A 20,227-nucleotide genomic window follows, 5' to 3' on the forward strand; every position below is an offset into this window, starting at 1 on the left:
CCCGTATATATAGTTCGATCCTGCATCCTTTTGTAGCTCAGCATGCCGGAGATGCTTTATAGGCAATGATGGTCTATTTTGGGTTTCGATTTCTTTTCGTTCAAAAGAAACCATTTACTGCTTTTTGGTTCAGCGTCCTATTCAGCTTCGGGATTGAATTCAGCCAGTTATATCAAGCAGCATGGATCAACCAAATACGAAACACAACCATCGGGGCTTTAATCCTCGGTAAGGGATTTCTGTGGATAGATCTATTGCGGTATACACTGGGTATTATGATGGCAGTAATCATAGATTGGTCGAAAATAAACTCTATTAAAACAAATAAATGATAAATTCAATCAGCCTACCTTTCCTCTTCTGATATAGACATCCTATATAATAATCTGTCTATGTGATAAATCCCCTTCCAGGACGATGTTAAAACCATCTTCCTCTATCTTTACAACAGTAAGACTCGTATCATGGATAAAAGGAGGATCCCATAGGCTCTCAATAGAGGTGTTTTTGAAAATAGAATAGAAGCATTTTATGACAACGGAGTGAGTAACAATCAGGATATTGCCTGATTCATATTCATGCTGAATACGATTCAATATGTTCACCGCCCGTTCTTTAACTTCTACAAATGTTTCCCCTTTTACAGGCTTATATAAATGGGGATTGTTCCAGAAAGCATCAAACTCGTCTGGATAGGCAGCCTCGATGACTCCTTGTGTTTCTCCCTCCCACTCTCCCATGTTAATTTCTTGTAGATTTTCATCAAAGGCTAGCGGAATATCCCGATTACCCATAATATATGCTGCTGTATCTGCCGCTCTGCCACTCGGGCTTGAATAAATAGCAGTTAAATTAATATCCTGCAGTCCTTTGCCCAGTGAGATCGCATTTTGGACACCCTTTCCTGTTAAGGGTGAATCTAATCTTCCTTGCATTCTTTTCTCCGTATTCCAAACTGTTTCTCCATGCCTAGTTATATAGAGTGTAATCAAATTTCCCATCCCCCTAAATTAACGCTACTCTGTATTCTGTATAGAATCTCATTGCTATTCTTGCAGATTTCTTCCTAGCAGTAAGTCCACTTAGTTTATTCTATCCTTCATTACCAAACCCCTCTTGGAACCAGAAATAATATGTGACCCTCCATAGTTTAAAATGGTATTATTAGTTTATTATCTTAATATTTTCCATATCGGAGTGATACGATGCAGTTAACTATGAAAGCAACCGGTGATCATGTAAAAGTCTTATCCTACCTGCTTGCTAAAAACCCAGCCTCCTTGTATGAACGGTCCAGTAAAGGACATTTAGTTCGTCTTTTTTATAGTAGATTTGAAGAAAAAGAAGTGGAAGCGACTATATTTGTTACACCTGATCCAATCGAGCTGTTGGATCGCCATTCCAATCAATATGAAATTACACATTATATAAATGATCGAGAATTTGCCGTAAGCAGTATTTTCTGCTCTTTTATACGGAATGCTCTTGGAACTGCCCTGAATGGACAGCCGAAAGAGGAATATAGACAATGGGTCAGCCATGCTTTTCCTTTTCAATTTACCCTTGGACCTGTTTCATCAGAACTAACGGATCAAGAAATAGAACGTTTATTTAGTCCGCTGGGGTTTGAAATCGCCATTACACATGGGAAAAATACGTCCTCCCCAACTAAATCGGCAAGAATGATCACCCTGGATGGGGTAACAACTCTACAAAATGCTTTAAGACAGTTATTTGTCCTCATCCCTGTTCTTGATAACTATAAGCACTATTACATAGACGAAAAGGAAGTTGAAAAGCTTCAACGTTATGGACAAGGATGGCTTGAGAATCATCCAATGAGGTCATTCATTTTACAAAGGGCATTACGATTCAAAGAATTATATGACCCAACAGAAGCACCTAAAAAGCTGGATAAGGAGCAAAAAACTCCATCCAAACCATCTCTGGCTGCCCTTCGCTATGAAAAAATACTGAAAACAGTCAGTGAACTTGATGATAAAGAGACAATTGTAGATATGGGTTCAGGTGAGGGAAAGCTTTCTCTCAAACTAGGATTTCTGGATGGAGTTAAAGAAATCCTGGCAGTCGAGCCATCTGAGCATATGACATTACAGGCAATCAAAAGGTTCGAAAAAGTGGCAGGCAAGGTAGGATTCCTTTCTCCCACACTGATTTGGGGTTCGCTTTTTTATTATGATGAACGTTTAAAGAATAAGGATTGCATGATTTTATGCGAGGTCATTGAGCATATTGATGAGGCACGTTTACCCAAAATCATGAGAATGATCCTGGAGGATTATCGGCCAAAAACTCTTATTATCACAACACCAAATAAAGAGTACAACGCTGTATATGACTTACATGAACACTTCCGCCATTCAGACCATCGCTTTGAATGGTCGAGGCAGCAATTTGAGGACTGGTGCAGGATGAACGTCGCCAATCAGCCATATACTCTTCAGTTTCAAGAAATTGGCGATATTCATGAACTGTATGGCTCACCTACTCAAATGTGCATTTTCAAACGAAAGGAAGGCCAATCAGATGAACATTAACATACCAAGTGCCGGGATTATCCTTTTAGTCGGTCCGTCCAATTCCGGTAAAACCACTCTGTTATCCAAATTAATCAATAATCAAACACTCCTCCCTTCCGAGGTTGTAAGTTCAGATGCTTTCCGAAAAATCGTTGGGGATACCGATTTTATAGATTGGAAGAACCGCTCCAAAACAGAAGCAGATTATCTGGTGGAACACTATCATTCCATCTCAAAAAAAGCATTTGAGGTCATATACTCTGTCATAGAGGCTAGATGTCAGCTAAATAAGCTAACTTTCATTGATGCCACTCATCTTAAGGCCGATGATCGAAAAAAATATATTGATATTGCCAGGAAGCACCACTTACCTATCATTGCCATCATACTGGATACCGATCAACAAACACTTTTGGAACGGGATGAAAAGCGCGAGCAGCCAAGAGGAAAACGCCGAATTAAACAGCAATTTCAGACCTTCAAAAGCGAAAAACGTTTTATCAAAAAGGAAGGCTTCCGAGCAATTTATGCAATTAAGGATATAGATGAAGTCTATCTTCACAGGATGGAAAATCCGCTATATATGGAGGTCGGCAGCGGCCTTGATCTAATTGGTGATATACATGGCTGCTATGAGGAAATGATTGAATTACTTGAAAAGCTTGGTTATCAAGCTCAGGATAGTGGCTTATACATTCATCCAAATGGCAGAAGATTTGTGTCTGTTGGAGATATTATGAGCCGTGGCCCCTACTCGTTAAAAACGATGCGATTTTTCGAGCGTCATATTGAACATGGTTTAGCGTACATGATTGATAGCAATCACGGATGGAAAATCGCCCGCTGGCTGGATGGGCGAAAAGTTACCCTCAAGCATGGAGATGAGCAGACGGCAGACGAGTTTAAACAATTTGAAGACAGGTACGGCTTTGAAGAAGCAAATATACTTAAAAATAAGATGAAGAAGATGCTGATAGAAGCCCCTTCCCATTATGTGTTTTTACAAAATGACGTACCTGTACTGGTTTGTACTCACGCCGGGATAAAGGATGACTATATCGGCAGACAATCTCAGGAAATCAGTGATTTTTGCCGATATGGAGATACAGACGGCTTTGATGAAGCTGGAAAACCGCGCCGGAAGGATTGGTTTGTTAATCATAACAGCAGTCCCCTCATTATATGGGGACATGATCCGAAACCTCAGCCCCTGCGCATCAATAACACGATAAATATAGATCAGGGTGTTGTTTTTGGCGGCCAGCTCACTGCCTTCCGTTATCCGGAGGAAAAATTCGTCAGCGTAAAAGCCCGGCAGGATTATTCAAACAGCGATGACAACCCCTTGATGGAATGGGAAAGGAATCGATTAAATCCGCCTAATATCGGCAGCTTTATAAATGGGTATTCTGTCCTGACAGAAGAGTTCGGTGAAGTAAAATTGTATAAGGAGCATGTGAAGGCTGCCATTGATACAGTTTCCCATTTCACCATCCCTATAGAAAAATTGCTCTATATTCCGCCAACCATGAGTCCAACTCCAAAGCCCTCTCAGCTGCCGGATTATTTAGAGCATCCGAGGGAAGCGATTGATTATTATCGCAGTCATGGTATTGAAAGAATGATTGCTGAGAAGAAGCATATGGGTAGCCGTGCTGTTTTATTACTATTCAAGGATCAGCCCTCCGCTCTTCATTATGTTGGATATGAAACGCTTGGCGTTATTTATACGCGAAGAGGTCGATGCTTCTTTGATTCCATTACTGAGGAGAAGGTAGTTCACGAATTACATTCTGATTTGATCAATCATGGCTATTTCGAGAAATATGATACAGATTTTGTTTTGCTGGATGCGGAAATTATGCCGTGGAACCTGAAAGCGAAGGAGCTTATCCAAAACCAATATGCGCATGTTGCTGAAAATGCCATCATGGATCGCGATTCTCTCAAAAACAAGCTGGAACAGGCCGTATCAGCAAATTCTGAACTGCACGGCTGGCTAAACGAATATACTGAAAAACTGGCAAATGCGCAGAATTTCAAAGAAGTATATGAAACCTATTGCTGGGAAGTCGAGGATATTCACCAGATTCAGATTGCTCCCTTTCATGTGCTGGCCCATAGCAAGGAAACCTTTTTTGACCACCCGCATCTATGGCATATGCACATGAATCATGAATTCGGCGCTCTATCCAAATTCTTTATTGAAACTGAATATAAAGTAATCGATAGCGAGGCGAGCGAGCAAGATGTCATAGAATGGTGGAGGGAAATGACTGAGGAAGGACACGAAGGCATTGTCATCAAGCCTGAAACTTTTATCGCTAAAGAACGAGGCAAGCTGTTGCAGCCCGCTATTAAAGTAAGAGGCAGAAAATATTTATCGATTATTTATGGGATGGATTATTTATCCCCCGCTAATCTAGCACGCTTGAAAAATAGAAACACCTCCAAAAAACAAAAGTTGGCGTTACGTGAATTTGTTCTGGGAGTTGAAGGCATTCGCCGCTTTGTCAACGGAGATTCCCTGCAGCGCGTACATGAATGTGTCCTTGGCACACTCTCTCTCGAATCAGACCCGGTCGACCCAAGGCTGTAAGATACAGAACGAAGGAAGATGAACCTGTTGTGATTGCCAGGTTCATCTTCCTTTAGGTAAAACTATAATGATAACTATCACAATTAATATTTTCGTTTCAACTGTTCAGCAGTATAATAGGTTGATATAAATGAATGTTATAGTAGAAAGAAGTGTAAGCATGGAGAATCAAGCAAAAGAGAAAAAGCTCGGCATTTTAGCTGGTGGCGGAGCTTATTTTTTATGGGGATGCCTACCGGTCTATTGGAAATTAGCCGGTGATGTATCTGATTTGGAAATCCTGGCACACCGTATTTTATGGTCCTTTGTGTTTATGGTGCTGCTCGTCTTTTGTTTCGGAAAGTCAAAGGATGTTTTTGGGGAAATCACCACCATCCTTAAACAGCCTAAATTGACGTTAGCAATCACCCTAGCAACCCTATTAATCTCAGCCAACTGGTTTATCTTTATTTTTTCAGTCAATAGCAATAATATCTTATCCGCCAGCATGGGCTATTATATCAATCCAATCGTCAATGTCATACTGGCAACCATCTTCCTAAAGGAAAGGCTGAGCAATGGCGAAAAGATAGCTGTATTATCTGCGGCAATTGGCGTAATCATTCTGACATGGAGCCAGGGCTCAATCCCGTGGCCTGCTATATGCATGGCAATGACCTTCGGATTATATGGACTCATTAAGAAAATGGTTCAAATCAATCCGTGGACAGGCTTAACACTCGAAACGATGATCATTGCACCATTCGCACTCATTTATCTGTTATTCTTTGCTGAGCATTCCTTTTTATCATACAGTACCCAAGTTGATTTAGTTCTTATGGGAGCGGGGATTGTAACCGCAATTCCGTTATTGCTGTTTGCCGAAGGAACGAAACGAATCAGTTATACGATGATTGGATTTTTACAGTATTTAGCTCCAACCCTCATGCTAGTGATGGCTGTCGTGATCTACGATGAAACATTCACCCTGATTCAAGGTATATCATTCCTGTTTATCTGGATTGCCTTAATCATTTATACAGCATCCAATCTGTTCAGATCCGCAAAGAGCAGAAAAGCTGCAGCGAATTAATGTATTTCGTATGGATGGACCGGTGGAGGAAACTAAGATGTTTCCTCCACCGGTTTTTTCGTTTGTAGCGTAAGGCGGCTTAACGTGTGTCTCTGTTGCTGGCTAAATAATGCGCCAGATGCTATTTTTTCATTGAATTCAACGAGGGATGCTAACTAGATTGCCAGTTTCAAGAGGTAATTCTCTCTATTAGGTGATATGGAATCAAAGATTTCAAGCAATCGAGCCGAATTCTATTGTAATGGAGCCGATTACGAGAATAATAGAGCCAAACTCAGTCTTAATCAAGCCGACCTAGACTATAATTGAGCGAAAACAGCCAATAATTGGGCCAACCCTCATTTTCATGAGCGAAAGTATAAGCAATCGAGCGAAAATTTTACCCATTGAGCGTGCATAACAGTGATTGAGCGAATCTATCAAACTATACACTAATTACTCCTGAAAAAGTACCTCTCTCTTACACCACAAAAAAGAGATGTCGATCAGCCCCCGAAAGACTAATCTAAACATCTCTTTTCATGCTGCTACTTAAAAATAAGCAAGTTGATATTGTTCATAATACTGCTCAAGTTCATCCACAGTAGTTTTATAAAGAGGCAGCGGGTCGGATTCATCTCCATCAAAAATGAAGTTTAAATCCTGTTCGCTTACTTTTTTGAACATGAAGGACGTATCCTCCACATCTGTATCCACTTTAATATATTCAGAGTCGGAGTCTTCTATGTTCAATTCCAATACAAGCTCTTCCTCTTCATCATACATAACAAGATACCCCATATTACAATCGGCACCCGTAATGATTTCGAAAAAGTATGGACCATATTCCTCTCCATACCCATCCAACTTCTCCTCTTCCGTGCCCTCTACTCCCCAAATACCGTCTATATCTGCGAGAGATAATGTCTTGCTATAGACCAGCTGATTACCGTAATAAATCCTCGTATAGGAATCAGCATGGTCAAATGTGTGTAGTTCATCCGTGTCATGAACACTTACGGATTTTATTTGGCCATCCTCGGTATTGTAAACGACATGGTCCACATATGACACGAAACCGGTGACATCATCCGCTATTTTCTTTCCATCTAGAATTAAAGAATGATTAGCAGATAAATAAATAATTTTATCATCTACAATGGACCAGCAAAGCCGGCTGCTGGAATCCATCATCACATTGGGGGCAATTTCCTCAGGAACACCTGATTGTTTTACTTTATACATCGCCTGTGTCTCATCTAAATAATAGATATCATCATTGAGTATAAAGAAGTCCACAACTCCCTCTGCGAGTAAATCAGATTTCTGATCTTCCATCTGCTTCATAAGCAATTGCTGGTTTCCATTTAAATAAATATAGGAATCTTCCTTCATTTCATAATCGAGAACATCAGAAGCGACTCGAACTGGTTCATTTTCAGCAGATAGGCTGTAAAGCTCCCCTATATCACCCTGATAATCTGCTAAATAGGAATAGTGCCCAGAATCATCAACCTGAAATCCCCCGTAATCATGGCTATCTGCATGAAGATGGACATTCTCAGTCTTTTCTAAATCCCTGATGTATAATTCACCATCATCCGTACTGATGAGTAACCTGGTACCACCCTCTGATTCCTGGAAATTAACCACCTTTGAAGCGATTTTTTCTTCACCGCTATCTTTTGTAAAGATATATAAGTCCATATTTTCATTGATATAGAATAATCGTTTACCGTCTATAGATAATCTGTATTGGACAATATCTGAACGAACTTTCCGAGGTTTACTCTCATCAAAGATCACGTATAACTGATTATTTTCATCAGTCAAATAGGCAAGAGTGCTCTCATCAAAGGAAAGCAGATACGGTATTCTACTGGCAGAAACCTGTTTAGCTATTCTTTTTTTCTCCCCATCTTTATAGCTGTACAAATCATCGTCACCATTTATATACATGAGCCCGCGATGCTCATCCCGATAATGAATCGTATCCTCCCTAACATTTGAATCAACCTTTTCGATATCAGACTCATGTTCTTTCATATACAGGTCCGTACCTTTTAACATAACATACGCATCATCATTCACTTCATGCTCCCGATAAGTGGAAGTACCATTCTTGTCCGAACAACCTGTAAGAACAATCAATAAGCATAGAGAAAGCAACATCGATGGTATCTTAATAGCCAAAGAACTCCCCTCTTCCAAATATATTAATAGATAAAAAAATTATATCATAATAATAATTATTATTTTAATATTATAAATAATTATAATATTACATTCTCGTTAGAATGCAGAGGTTCCTGAATGATTAAGTATCGCGCCTTACCCATACCAGTCTTTATGATTGATCATCTATTTCGTTACATTTAGCTTACATTCCTCTGGCGGATGAACTTGTTTTTTGTTTTGAAAGAGTATGGTATAACTATCAATAGAGATAGAAAGAAGGAGTATAGATATGAAGTGGAATCAGCAAACCATTAAAATCAATAATAAACTAAAAATATTGGAGTCCATTCGAGATAATGCACCTATATCAAGAGCTGATTTAGCGCAAAAACTCGGCCTGACAAAGGGCACGGTCTCCACCCTTGTCAACGAGCTTTTGGAAGCGAATATCTGTTATGAAACGGGGCCAGGGGAATCGAGTGGCGGCAGGCGTCCGGTCATGCTTCTTTTTCAGCATTCGGCTGCTCATGTGATTGGTATTGATATTGGAGTGAATTACATACTTGGCGTTCTTACAGACCTTAATGGCAACATCATTAAAGAACTCAAACAGCCAGCTATGAATCCAAACTATGACGAAGCTGTACAGATTATAAATGAGTTAATTCGTTCTCTCCTCACTTCAGCTCCTGCTAGTACATATGGCGTTGTTGGGATTGGGCTGGCTGTTCCAGGAATGGTAAACATAGACGGGGAACTTCTGCTCGCTCCTAATTTAGATTGGAAACAGAAGCAATTAAAGAACCAAATCCAGGACGAATTTAATCTGCCTGTCATAATCGAAAATGAAGCAAATGCAGGTGCCTTTGCGGAGAAAAAGATAGGTCCCGGACAATCATCAAACAATACGGTTTATATAAGTGCCGGAATTGGAATAGGAGTTGGAATGATTTTAAACGGTGAACTCTACCGTGGATCTAATGGGTTTGCCGGTGAAATGGGCCATATGATCATTCAATATGATGGATTGCCATGTTCATGCGGAAGTAAAGGGTGCTGGGAATTATATGCTTCTGAAAAGGCATTGATTAAAAAGGCTTCCACCCTCCTCCCATCAAATGAAGAATGGACGCTCGAAAAATTAATTGAACAAGCAGAGAACAATAAACAGATACAAGCAATCTTTACAGAAACCGCAAAGTACCTTGGGATCGGCATTGCCAGCATCGCGAACACGTTGAATCCCGAGCAAATCATTATCGGAAACCGCCTTGCTATGGCAAAAGATTTATTAAAGAATGAAGTTGAACATGTTGTAGGAGAATGTGCCCTGGATGCTTCCAAATCCCAGTTGCAGATTCAGTTTTCCAATTTATCCATCTATTCAGCTGCTCTTGGAGTCTCAGCCTTCGCGGTTGAAAATTTTATTCAAATGGTTTGTAAACAATCAAAGGTTAACCTATAAAGGTTGGCCTTTTTTATTGCCTCCCGTAACAAAGTGGATAAGAATGTTTAAGCAGAAGTAAATTCTATGGTCAGACTGGAAGAAAACATTTAGACTAGCAAAATCCAATTCTAAAGGTACCCATACAGTCAAAAGAAAAATCACACAAAAATGAACTGTATGAGCGATTACCGTAACGTAGAGCCAGCAATATCGGTTCCAAGGTAACTAAAGTTTTTTTGTACCTATAAAGGTAGATTAACATCCTCCAATTCTATTCAATAACCAACATGTTGGACTCATCAAATTGCCACATCTCACCATATGCCACTTCCCAATAATATCCGTCCGGATCTGTAAAATAACCTCCATATCCGCCCCAGTCTGTCTTTTCAGGCTGTTTCACAATTTTTGCGCCAGCCTGCTCCGCTTTTTCCATAACACGGTCTACCTCCTCGGCTGATTTCGCATTATAGCCTAGCGTAATTCCTGAAAAAGCAGAAGTTAAATTGGGTGGATTACTCTTATCAAGATCACGCGCTAAATCCTCCAATGGATACAAGGAAATACGGGACCCTTCATTTTTAAAGAAAATAACATGCGGACTAGATTTCGGACCAATCATGGACATGTCAAAGCCCAATTCTTTATAAAACCGATGGGATTCTATAATATTCCTTGTGCCAAGCGTTACTAAGTTTAGACGATTCATTTTTTCTCCTCCTAAATGGTTTACTCTATTAGTTCGATATCGATTATTCTTTTCCTGTTTAAAATAGATAAAAACAAAAAACCTGCTTCGCGAAGCAGGCCTTCTTTTCTTCCTTATGGATTTTTCACATTAAAGGTGTCCCCATCCTCTAAATTCCCGGAATTAAATCCTTTTTTAAACCAGCGCATCCGCTGTTCAGATGAACCATGAGTAAAACTCTCCGGAACCACATACCCTTGAGCCCTTTTTTGGATTGTATCATCGCCAACAGCACTGGCCGCTGTGATAGCCTCCTCAAAATCCCCTTCCTCAAGTAAATCCATACTCTCTGCATGATGAGCCCATACACCGGCTAAATAATCAGCCTGTAATTCAAACCGTACTGAATAGTCATTAGAGCTTGTACGCTGCTGATTTTTGTCGGTTTCCAATAAGGTTTGTACATGGTGGCCGACTTCATGGGCGACAACATAGGCCATCGCAAAATCACCCGGTGCTTGAAACTCCCTTTTCAGCTCATTATAAAAGCTTAAATCTATGTAAAGCTTATGATCTCCTGGGCAATAGAATGGGCCAACAGATGACCCAGCCGTTCCACAGGCTGATTGAACACTGTCATTATAGATAACGAGAGTAGGCTCTTCATATACCAACCCTTCTTCTTTAAAAAGCTTAGTCCAAACCTTCTCAGTATCAGCTAAAACGACTGATACAAATTCAGCGAGTTCCTCTTCTTCCTGCGTTCCAACATACTCAGTATTTGTAGTATTGGTAGATGTTCCTCCTCCCAGCTGATTCAATAGTTCAGCAGGATTTCCACCTAGAAACGTAATCACCAACAATAGTATAATACCGCCAATCCCACCGCCGATGATCCCTTTACTGCTCATCCCTCTGCGGTCTTCCACGTTTGTACTGGCCCTTCTGCCTTTCCATTTCATACAATACCCTCCCAATCCTCTCTAATCCTATCTATTGCTTATACCCATAATTAAATGGAAGTAATTCATCGGATTGGTAGATTAGCTTATTTCATATCTGTAATATAGATGGGGCAAATCTCTCACACTGTTCATGCTTTCTAGTAATATTTTATTATTTTCTTTGAAAATTATTAAATTGAGTACTAATTTACAGCAAAGGGTATATATTTTATATAAAGAAGTATAAAAATCAATGATAAAGGATGTTTAAAGATGAAAACATTCAAGGTTGGTAATCCCGTATTTATTATGGAAAAAGGCGAAAAGGTAGAAGGGGTCATTGCCCAAATTGACAATACCAGGCAAACAGCTACTGTCTATTTCAGAAAACCAGTTTATAACCTAAGGAAAAGAACATTTCGGTACGATTATCTCCACAGCTTAGACGAAACAGCCCTAGAAACGGACGACTACTTAGACCTTATGAACCTGGCCAAGTCTTTGGGCCAAAAAGAACTTTACGAAGATTTTATGACAGACTTAAGAAATCTTAATACACACTAACCCCGGCTTACTAATCTCACATCTTAAGATTTACACCTCTACTAAACAATCTACTATCATAAATAGAAATTATATTACCTTCTAAATTTAATAGAGATATTTTCTACCTAAGCAGGACAAGGATTAGTAAGCTGGAATCATTATTATAAAGTCAATTTTTATATAAAATCGTCTTAGAGTGGATTACCATTAATACAACATTCATAAAATAAGAAAAACCAGCTTGAGGGAATTAATCCACCCAAGCTGGTTTTCTATTAATTAGTATTCGCTTATTCTGAAAGCTTAGTGTTTTCTTTTCCAAACATACAAGCCGCTACCAGCGATAAGGAATACACCTAAAACCAACAGAATATTTAATGTAGATTGGCCAGTTTTAGGATTTTCAATGAAGTTTTGTACTACTTCAATAATAGTTGGTTCTTTAGGATCTGGTGTAACAACTGCAGCATCCTCTTCAGATACTGTAACTGTTACAGAACCTTCCTCAACTATTTCCTTGCCATCGATAACCACTTTTGCTACCGCAACGTTCGTTAATTCTCCTACGTTTTCAGTAGTAGCCACATGTTTGACTGTAAATGTTTTAGTTTTGCCAACTTCAAGTTTCTCGATGACAGTATCAAGACCAACCATTTCGTCGACTACCTTCACATCAGTCAAGGCTTTATTGCCTGTGTTGGTTACATTGATTGTGTAAGTGATCGTTTCCCCAACTTTAACCTCTTCTTTATCAGCGGTTTTATCCACTTCTAAAGCGTAAGTTGGATCGACTATGATCGTAGCTTCATCAGATACCGGATCCATTTCCACACCGTCTACAGTTGCTGTAATCACGTTTGTATATGTTGTATCAGCAAGGTCTGTTTCTGGAATGACATAGGTAGCTGTGAATGTAGCTGTTTTACCAACTGCTAAATCAAAGCCATTTTCGGTATCATAGCCTTCTAATTTCAATTGATCAATATTGTCATCTCCATCTTTACTGAAGACGTCTTTAAGAGTGATACGTTTTAAATCTACATTACCTGTGTTCGTAATAGTGATTGTGTAAGTAACAGTTTCTCCTGGTTTATATTGAGATTTGTCTGCTGTTTTTTCTACATCAAGGGCTGGAGCATCTTGCTCAGATACCTTAACGATTTCAGAACCTTCCTCAACTATTTCCTCACAATTCACAACCACCTTAGCTACCGCAACGTTCGTTAATTCTCCAACGTCCTCCGCCGTAGCCACATGTGTGACTGTAAAGGTTTTAGTTTCGCCTGCTTCCAGTTTCTCAATAACCGTATCGAGACCAACCATTTTGTCCACTACGTTTACATTAGTTAAGGTGTGTTTACCTGTGTTCGTAACCGTAATGGTGTATGTGATAGTTTCTCCGACTTTAACCTCTTCTTTGTCCGCTTCTTTATTCACCTCAAGAGCGTAAGTTGGATCAACGATAACAGTAACTTCATCACTTATCTCCACATCGTCTACAGTTGCAATTATCACATTTGTGTATGTTGTATCCGCAAGGTCTGTTTTCGGAATCACATAGTCAACTTTGTACGTAGCTCTTTCGCCAATCTTAAGATTAATTGGACCTGTATAGCCTTCAAGTTCCAATTGTCCAATATTAGCATCGCCATTTTTACTGAAGATGCCTTTAAGTTCGATTCCTTCCAAATCAATGTCACCTGTATTCTTCACGGTGATTGTATAATGGATGGTTTCACCTTGTTTGTACTCTTGTTTGTCTGTTGTTTTGGACACTTCAAGACTAGGCGTTCCTTTGGTATTTTGGATTGGCATTTCAACTACAGAGTGATCGTCGATTGTAACTGTCCATTTTTGTCCTTCTTTAAAAATATACCCTTTAGGAGCCTTCGTTTCTGCTAATTCATACTCTCCATATGGCAAGTTCTCAAAGAACGCTGCCCCTTCTTGATCGGTAGTTAGAGTTTGGACATTTCCATCTTTATCTGTAAGCGTAAATTCTGCGCCTTCCAAGACTTTCTCGTCATCTGCAGAATCGATCTTAACTACTTTCAAGTCACCAACCGGCTCATACTCATTCGTGAAGGTTACTACAGTTCTGTTGTTTTCACTTACCACTATTTGACCTTCAAGTGCTTCTACAGATTCTTCCGCACCGCTGACTTGATAGCTTGTTCCTAGATAGTTATAAGATTCGTTACTGTAAGCTTGATCAGGCTTAACTTCTTTGATGGTATACGTACCAGGGTTCAAGCCTTTAAGTACCCTACTATCTCCGGCAGGTATGATGATTTCTTGCTCAGAATCATCTGGGCCTGTAATAATGAAGGTAAATTCAGCAGCATCCAAATGATCCTCAGATACTCCAGTCACCTCTTTATTCACCATTACGCTACCAAGCTCATAGCTGTTAGCGATGTCGAAATCCTTAATTGTTTCTTTGTATCCAGGAACTGGTTCCTCAGTCACAGTGTACTTGATTTCCTTACCACCAGCGTACTTGTCAAGATTTTTGAAGGTATACTTCCAGTTGCCATACTCATCTGGCGTCACGTTAACACTATCGACTTTCTTGCCGTTAGCCAGCAGATTCACCGTGATAGATTCTGGACGTTTACCATCCTGATCCTTGTTGTCATCCCATGTTTTTGTTCCAGAGATATCGATTTTCTCAGGTGTATGGGTGTTGGTGATGTTATAGCCATTTACGGTTGTCTTGTATTCTTTGACCTCTTCCTCGGTTAAAGTGTACTCGACTTCCTGACCTACCTTACCCACCTTATATTTCGGTAGGTTGGTGAAACTGTATGTCCACTCATCTTCTTCAGTGACAGTCTTGCTGTCAACTTTCTTACCGTCAGCCAATAGGTTCACCATGATGCTTCCAGGACGCTTACCATCTTGGTTGTTGGCATCATTCCATGTTTTTGTACCGGAAACGTCGATTGTTTCAGGATCATGGGTGTTGGTAACCTTAAATCCTTCAGCAGCATCTCCCGTAATCGTATCGGTATAGCCTTTTGGTACGTTAGACTCAACTACAGTGTAGGAAATCTCTTGACCACCATCCCTGTACACATCGAGTTGGGCAAAAACGCCAGTCCAATTATTTTCATCATTCAACTCAATTGTTTCGCCTGTGTCTTTACCATCCGCAAATAGACTCATAGTGACTTTATCCGGACGAACTCCATCTTGGTTGTCCGCGTCATTCCAAGTCTTATTCACTTTCACTGAAGTCTGTTTCGGCAGATGAATGTTATATACTTTATAACCTTCATTTGCATCTCCAGCGATAGTATCGGTGTAGCCATTCGGCACTTCGGGTTCAACTACCGTGTAGTCAATTAACTCTCCACTTTCCTTGTACTTATCAAGCTCAGTGAACGTGTAAGTCCAATCATTTTTACCATTCAATACAATATTCTTACCTGTCTTATTACCATCAGCCATCAGGCTCACTGTTACTTCCTCAGGACGAAGTCCGTCCTGATCATCTGCATCGTCCCAAACTTTGGTCACTTTTACTGATGTCTGCTCAGTATTGGTTATTACATAACCCTGAGATGCATCTCCAGTAATAGATACACGATAGCCTTCGACATCAGACTCAGCTACGGTATAGATGATTTTCTTTCCACCGTCCTTATATACATTAAGCTCGGTGAAAGTATTGGTCCAGTTATTATCAGGGTTCAACGCAACCGTCTGGCCTGTCTCTTTTCCGTCAGCCATCAGGCTCACCGTTACTTCCTCAGGGCGGTGTTTGCCCTCATTGTCCCCGTCATTCCAAGCTTTAGTCACCGTCACAGAAGTTTGCTCAGGTGTATAGGTATTAGTTATTGTCGTTCCTTCAAAATTGGTGCTATAATCTTCAACCCTATTCTCAGTTAGGCTATAGGCAATTTCATTTCCATTTGCATACTTATCAAGATTATTAAAAGTATACTCCCAGTTGTCCTCAGCCGTTACTGTAACAGAGTTGAGCAGATTACCGTTTGCCAACAAGTTAATAGTGACAGATTCTGGACGTTTTCCATCTCGATTGTCTCCATCATCCCAGATCTTCTTACCAGAGATAGAGGTTTTCTCCACCTCATGGGTATTGGTCAACTCAAATCCCTTGGCAGCATCTCCACTAATTGAAACCTCATAGCCTTCAACAGCGGACTCGGCTACGGTGTAGGTGATTACTTCCCCATTCTCATTGTATTTATCAAGTTTGAGGAATTTATCTGTCCAGTTATTTGTATCATTTAAATTAACGGTTTTACCTGTTTCGACTCCATTAGCTAACAAGCTCACCGTGATTTCGTCAGGGCGAATTCCATCCTGGTCATCCGCGTCATCCCACGTTTTCGTCACTTCCACTGAAGTCTGCAAGGTATTGGTTAACACATATCCATCGGTCGCATCACCGGTGATAGATACCTGATAACTATCCACTTTAGATTCAGCCACAGTGTAGGTGATTACTTCCCCATCCTTATCGTATTTATCGAGTTGGTAGAATTTACCTTCCCAATTGTTCGTATCCTTTAATTCAATCGTTTTTCCAGTCTCTTCACCATTAGCCAACAAGCTCACCGTTACTTTCTCAGGGCGAAGATTGTCCTTGTTATCGGCATCCTTCCATACCTTGTTCGCTTTTATTTCAGTCTGCTCCGTATTGGTTATCACGTAACCATCAGTCGCATTTACAGCGATAGATACTCGATAACCTTCGACTTCTTCTTCAACTACGGTGTAGATGATTTCTTTGCCCTCCTCATTGTATTTATCAAGTTTGAGGAATGCGGCTTTCCATTCATTTTTACCATTCAATTCAATGGTTCTTCCCGTTTCATCCCCATCAGCCAGCAAACTAACTGATACTTTTTCTGGACGAAGCTTGTCCTTATTGTTGCTATCATTCCATACCTTCGTTACTTGAACAGAAGTCTGCTCCGTATTGGTTATCACAAAACCTATGTTTGCATCTCCAGTAATGGATGCTCGATAGCCTTCAACTTCAGACTCAGCTACGGTATAGGTAATTTTCTTCCCGCCGTCTTTATACACAGGAAGTTTGGTGAATGTGCTGGTCCAATTATTCTCAGGGCTTAGCTCAACAGTCTCGCCAGTCTCTTCTCCATCAGCCAGCAGCTTCACGGTGACTTTGTCAGGGTGGAGATTGTCCGCTTTTTGCCCGTCATTCCATGCTTTGGTCACCGTCACAGAAGTTTGCTCAGGTGTGTAGGTATTGATAATTGTCGTTCCGTCAATCTTGGTGCTATAGTCTTTAACCGTTGACTCGGTTAGTCTATAGTCGATTTTATTTCCATTTGCATTCTTATCAAGATTATTAAAAGTGAACTCCCAGTTATCCTCAGCCGTCACTGTGACAGTTTTAATAAGATTACCGTTAGCTAGCAAGTTAATGGTAACAGATGTAGGTCGTTTTCCATCCTGATTGTCGCCATCTTCCCAGACTTTCTTGCCGGAGATATCGATTTTCTCTACCTTATGAGTATTGGTTAATTTATAGCCATTCGTCGCATCTCCACTGATAGAAACTTCATAGCCTTCAACAGAAGACTCAGCTACGGTGTAATTTATTTCCGCTCCATTCTCAGCGTATTTATCTAGCCCATCGAAAGTGGCAGTCCAGCCGGTACTGCTATTTAACTCAATTGTCTTGCCTGTCGCTTCTCGATTGGCCAGTAGATTCACCGTTACTTTGTTAGGGCGGATTCCGTCCTGGTTGTCTGCATCGTCCCAAGCTTTACTCACTTTCACTGAAGTCTGCAAGGTATTGGTTAACACATATCCATCGGTCTCATCTCCAATGATTGATGCTCGATATCCTTCTACATCAGCTTCAACCACGGTGTAGTTGATTTTTCCCCCATCGCTCTTGTATTTATTTAGCCCACTGAAAGTTGCAGTCCAGTTATTTCCTTCTTTTAATTCAACTGTCTTTCCTGTCTCTTGATTATCAGCTAACAGCTTCACAGTTACTTTTTCAGGACGGAGTTTTTCCTTGTTATTGGCGTCATTCCAAACCTTGCTGACCTTGACGCTCGTCTTCTCTGGACCAGTTATTGTTGTTGTAACTTCATTCGTGTCTGTTCCATCGATTTGCCCAGTATTGCGGATAACATATTTATTCTGACTATCGAACAGTGAGTCATCGACACTAACATTAGCTTTAAAACTAATCTTAGCCTCAGTGCCAGCCGCCATATCCCCAATTGGGATTGTTAGAACCCTAGTGCTCTCATCGAAGGTTGCTTTAACATCAGAATTCCCATTAGTGATTACTTCGATAGGGTTTCCATTAATAGTTACTGAATCTTTGACTAATGATAATCCTGGATCAAGAGTGTCTGACAAAATAACATTTGTTGCATTCTTTTCACCTGTATTAGATGCTGTGAATTTATACGTTAACTCATCTCCATTTAACGCCTCAGTCTTATTGACCTCCTTCACTGCACTTACATTTGGTTCAAATTGAATAGATGTCGTAATTTTTAAGTTAGACTGAGTTGTGTGTCTTTCCATATAGAAAAAGTCAAAATCGTAATCTTTTCCTTTTTCAAGCCTCAACGTACTAGCCATCTTATCCAAATCTATGGTAGCTTCTTGTTCGCTATGAACCCCACCCAAATCTATAGCTAGCTTACCGTTAATGAAAACCCATACGTCATCATCACCTATAAATGTAAACTTTTCTTCACCTTTATAAGTGAATTTTGTATGCATTTCTAGGGAGAAATGATAGTTGTGATGTCTATATTCATTTCCAAACAGCAGATCATCAATTGGATAAAAATGGTTACTGTGATAGCTATATGTTCCGTCACTGTTTTTATTCAGCGGTAAATATGCTGATAATGACATATTATTCGCTGAATTATTGAATAACTCATCAAGTTTTGCATTGATTTGTTCATCTGTAAGACTTGGAGCATTATGGTAAAACATAAACCGTGTATAATCAATCATATTCTGATTAAAAACAGGCTTTTTATCTTCACCAATTTGTCCATTTACCATATTTTTTCTACCTGAAGTAGAATTTAAACTCATTTCAAATAGATACCCATCCGCCTTAAAATCACGAATCGTAATAGGTAACCTAATGTCTCCACTTGCAGATAAATTCGCATTAGAATCAGCAAGTTCTCCGTCATTAGATGGTACGAATTCTAATGCCCTACTTGCTGCGGAAGATTTTGAATTATCTCCTCCAGTGGAACTATCCTCATTGTTTCCACTGTCTTGAACATTTTCCTCCAACTCATTTACCGTCAGAATATCAGCAGGTACATTTTCCGTTGTTTCTTCAGTTCCTTTTTCGTCCTTGTCTTCAGTTTCTTCCTCTGTAACTTTTGCTGGTTCTTTTGGTACGTCGGTTTCTTTCGCTGTTGCTTCTACTTTTTCGTTTGTTACTTCTGTTTCATCAGTTGTCACTTCTGGTGATGTGACCTGAATCGCAACAGATTGAGTACCTCCGTTCTGAGAAGTTAGTTGTGGCATGTAGTCACCAGCTGTATCAGCTGATACTTGCACTTTCACAACTTGATTACTTTCTTCTTTCCAAGTAAAACTTAAGGATTGAGCATCTTTATTACTGATTTCAATATTGTCTTGACCTTCAGTAAATTCCTTAATACTCAAACCAGTTGGTATAGAGAATGTTAATGTACCAGAATCTTCTCCACTGTCAGTAAGTGTCGCTGTTAGCATATCTCCTTCTTGAGCAGATGGATTGTCGAAACTGATTCCAACAGTTGTACTGTCAGCATTAACATACTGAGTTACCGGAGTTAAAATCGTTTGCACAAGAAGAAAAAGCAATGTCAGAATTGAGAATGCTCTTTTTCTCGTGCGTTTTTTCATGTAGTACCTACTCCGAGTCGATCTCATGATTCACACACCCTTATGAAGTTTTTGGAGCACTTTTAAAGCTTTATCTAATCAATTTCAAAGAATATCTCCTTTCCTTTATATTTGTTTATCAGAATAATATTATAAAATAATTATTATTCTGATAAACTATTTAATACACTATATTATTAATTTTTAAACAATTATAACTAATGTAATTATTTACAATAGTTATATTAATATATTTTTAGTTCTAATAAAACTAAATATCAGCAAGCTCTTCAGATGGATAAGATGTGGAATTAAAGTGGAGTATTTTTTGAATTTACAGGACTGATTTCCTGACCTATCAACAAAAG

Annotated in this window: 11 protein-coding genes; 6 read left to right on the top strand and 5 right to left on the bottom strand. The window is 39.7% G+C overall.

The window, feature by feature from the left end:
• Window positions 1-65 precede the first annotated feature (65 nt).
• Window positions 66-332 carry a ribosomal maturation YjgA family protein gene (locus FHY47_RS07080; protein WP_306821545.1) on the top strand — a complete coding sequence of 89 codons (267 nt, stop codon included), beginning with the start codon at window positions 66-68 and terminating at the stop codon, window positions 330-332.
• Window positions 333-374: 42 nt separating this feature from the next.
• On the opposite strand, the gene FHY47_RS07085 is transcribed toward FHY47_RS07080, so the two are convergent.
• Window positions 375-1,001 carry a histidine phosphatase family protein gene (locus FHY47_RS07085; RefSeq protein WP_306821544.1) on the bottom strand — a complete coding sequence of 209 codons (627 nt, stop codon included), beginning with the start codon at window positions 999-1,001 and terminating at the stop codon, window positions 375-377.
• 204 nt (window positions 1,002-1,205) lie between these two features.
• On the opposite strand from FHY47_RS07085, the gene FHY47_RS07090 reads away from it, so the two are divergent.
• From FHY47_RS07090 to rarD, 3 genes are all read left to right on the top strand, one after another.
• Entirely contained in the window at window positions 1,206-2,558 is a 1,353-nt protein-coding gene (locus tag FHY47_RS07090; RefSeq protein ID WP_139891623.1) for a 3' terminal RNA ribose 2'-O-methyltransferase Hen1, read from the top strand.
• Window positions 2,548-5,139, top strand: a complete 2,592-nt coding sequence (locus tag FHY47_RS07095; RefSeq protein ID WP_148629957.1) for a polynucleotide kinase-phosphatase — start codon at window positions 2,548-2,550, stop codon at window positions 5,137-5,139. Before FHY47_RS07090 ends, FHY47_RS07095 begins: the two co-directional genes overlap by 11 nt.
• Before the next feature lie 160 nt (window positions 5,140-5,299).
• Complete coding sequence (gene rarD, locus FHY47_RS07100; protein ID WP_066107787.1) at window positions 5,300-6,211, top strand: EamA family transporter RarD; 912 nt, start codon at window positions 5,300-5,302, stop codon at window positions 6,209-6,211.
• Window positions 6,212-6,742: 531 nt separating this feature from the next.
• Here the strand turns inward: rarD and FHY47_RS07105 are convergent.
• The gene (locus tag FHY47_RS07105) at window positions 6,743-8,383 is read right to left on the bottom strand and encodes a hypothetical protein (protein WP_139891621.1); all 1,641 of its coding nucleotides are present in this window, start codon (window positions 8,381-8,383) and stop codon (window positions 6,743-6,745) included.
• 274 nt (window positions 8,384-8,657) lie between these two features.
• On the opposite strand from FHY47_RS07105, the gene FHY47_RS07110 reads away from it, so the two are divergent.
• A complete protein-coding gene (locus FHY47_RS07110) occupies window positions 8,658-9,833 on the top strand; it encodes an ROK family transcriptional regulator (protein ID WP_139891620.1) in 1,176 nt (391 codons plus the stop codon).
• A gap of 253 nt (window positions 9,834-10,086) precedes the next feature.
• Here the strand turns inward: FHY47_RS07110 and FHY47_RS07115 are convergent, their stop codons facing one another.
• Together FHY47_RS07115 and ypfJ are read right to left on the bottom strand one after the other, a co-directional pair.
• A complete protein-coding gene (locus FHY47_RS07115; protein WP_139891619.1) occupies window positions 10,087-10,524 on the bottom strand; it encodes a VOC family protein in 438 nt (145 codons plus the stop codon).
• A 113-nt stretch (window positions 10,525-10,637) separates the two neighbouring features.
• Window positions 10,638-11,465 (bottom strand): KPN_02809 family neutral zinc metallopeptidase, encoded by an 828-nt coding sequence (gene ypfJ / locus FHY47_RS07120; protein ID WP_139891618.1) that lies wholly within the window; start codon window positions 11,463-11,465, stop codon window positions 10,638-10,640.
• A gap of 255 nt (window positions 11,466-11,720) precedes the next feature.
• On the opposite strand from ypfJ, the gene FHY47_RS07125 reads away from it, so the two are divergent.
• Complete coding sequence (locus tag FHY47_RS07125) at window positions 11,721-12,011, top strand: hypothetical protein (RefSeq protein ID WP_066107799.1); 291 nt, start codon at window positions 11,721-11,723, stop codon at window positions 12,009-12,011.
• Window positions 12,012-12,296: 285 nt separating this feature from the next.
• Here FHY47_RS07125 and FHY47_RS07130 read toward each other — a convergent pair whose 3' ends face one another.
• On the bottom strand, window positions 12,297-19,880 hold the full coding sequence (locus tag FHY47_RS07130; protein ID WP_187393444.1) for a Cna B-type domain-containing protein: 7,584 nt from the start codon (window positions 19,878-19,880) through the stop codon (window positions 12,297-12,299).
• Window positions 19,881-20,227 lie beyond the last annotated feature (347 nt).

Origin of the sequence: Bacillus sp. E214, from assembly GCF_008087365.1 — a bacterium.
In the GTDB taxonomy this organism is placed as follows: Bacteria; Bacillota; Bacilli; order Bacillales; family Pradoshiaceae; genus Pradoshia.